This window comes from Rhodococcus sp. EPR-147 (assembly GCF_001647185.1).
Lineage (GTDB): Bacteria > Actinomycetota > Actinomycetes > Mycobacteriales > Mycobacteriaceae > Rhodococcoides.
The window spans coordinates 1-1,621 of sequence record NZ_LVCU01000018.1 but is presented as its reverse complement, the minus strand read 5'-3'; the positions used below and the strand labels follow the sequence as shown (position 1 = coordinate 1,621).

At 65.9% G+C, this 1,621-nt stretch carries 3 protein-coding genes; all 3 read right to left on the bottom strand.

Annotated elements, in window-relative coordinates:
• Nucleotides 1-822, bottom strand: an 822-nt coding sequence (locus A2J02_RS00850) for a PP2C family protein-serine/threonine phosphatase (protein WP_197477891.1), incomplete at its 3' end; no start/stop codon positions are given.
• Nucleotides 819-1,283, bottom strand: a complete 465-nt coding sequence (locus A2J02_RS00845) for an FHA domain-containing protein FhaB/FipA (protein WP_068045544.1) — start codon at nucleotides 1,281-1,283, stop codon at nucleotides 819-821. The genes A2J02_RS00845 and A2J02_RS00850, both read right to left, overlap by 4 nt.
• A gap of 169 nt (nucleotides 1,284-1,452) precedes the next feature.
• Nucleotides 1,453-1,621 (bottom strand): FHA domain-containing protein (locus tag A2J02_RS27000; RefSeq protein WP_156516023.1); only part of this gene is annotated, 169 nt, incomplete at its 5' end.

The following is a 1,621-nucleotide window of genomic DNA, read 5'->3' as shown; positions in this document are numbered from 1 at the left end:
TGGTCGCATCGCGGCGGCGCGTCCGGCTGCGGTGTTGGGCGGAGGGGCGTCTTCCTCGTCCTCGGTGCTGGCGGCACCGCCGAGGATGGGGTGGCTCTGTCCGTAGTCGAGGTCGATCACGTCGGCGACGACGACCGTCACGTTGTCGGGTCCGCCGCTGCGCAGCGCGAGTTCGATCAGGCGATCGGCGCACGGGCCGGTCTCGCCCTCGTTCATGGTGTTCTCGATGGTTTCGTCGCTGACGACGTCCGAGAGGCCGTCGGAGCACAGCAGGTAGCGGTCGCCTGCACGTACTTCCCGAACGGTGAGCGTCGGCTCGATCTCGTTGCCGGTGAGGGCGCGCATGATCAGCGAACGCTGCGGGTGGGTGTGCGCCTGTTCGGCGGTGATGCGGCCCTCGTCGACGAGTGACTGGACGAAGGTGTCGTCGCGAGTGATCTGGGTGAGCGAGCCGTCGCGCAGCATGTACGCACGTGAGTCGCCGATGTGTACCAGTCCGATTCGCTTGCCCGCGAACAGGATTGCGGTCAGCGTGGTTCCCATGCCGTCGAGCTCGGGTTCGTCCTCGACCTGATCTGCGATGGACGCGTTGCCTTCGCGGGTTGCTGCCTCCAGTTTGCCCAGCAGATCCTCGCCGGGCTCGTCGTCGTCGAGATGAGCCAATGCGGCGATCATCAACTGCGAGGCCACTTCACCGGCCGCGTGACCGCCCATACCGTCGGCCAGCGCCAGTAGGCGAGCCCCGGCGTACACGGAGTCCTCGTTGTTGGATCGAACCAGACCGCGATCACTGCGGGCGGCGTAGCGAAGGACGAGGGTCACGGGCGCAACTCGATCACGGTCTTGCCGACGCGGACAGGGGTTCCCAGGGGCACGCGAACGGCGGTGGTCACCTTCGCGCGGTCGAGGTAGGTGCCGTTGGTCGAACCGAGGTCCTCGACGTACCAGTCACCGCCGCGGGGCGAGATGCGCGCATGCCGCGTCGACGAGTAGTCGTCTGTCAGAACGAGAGTGGAGTCGTCCGCGCGTCCGATGAGGACGGGCTGCGTTCCGAGCGAGATACGCGTTCCGGCGAGACCGCCCTGGGTCACCACGAGGTACTTGGCCACCTTCCGCTTGTTGAACGACGGAAGAACTTTCGAGCCGCCGGAGTAGCGAGCAGGCACTCGCATGCCTGCGGCCGCGTAGATGTCGCTGCGCAAGGTGCGAAGGACGGCCCAGACGAAGAACCACAACAACAGCAGGAAGCCCGCCCTTGTCAGTTGCAGAATCAATCCCTGCACGACGATTCACCTCCTCCTTCGCAATCGACCTGCATCCCGCCCACGCGAAAAGCCGCGGCGCGGCAGACATGGTTGCCTCGCAGCATCATAGGGTCAAGCAGCTCGTGTGGACGACATACGGGTCGGCGAGAGTGCGAGTCGAACCGCCACCCGAGCCCACGAAAGATCGTCAGACGATCCGGACCAGAATTTCGGAGTGGCCGGCCCGAATGACGTCGCCGTCGGCCAGTTGCCAGTCCTGCACCGGAGCGCCGTTGACGGTGGTGCCGTTGGTGGAACCCAGATCGGAGAGCATGGCCACGCGGCCGTCCCACCGGATCTCGATGTGTCGACGCGAA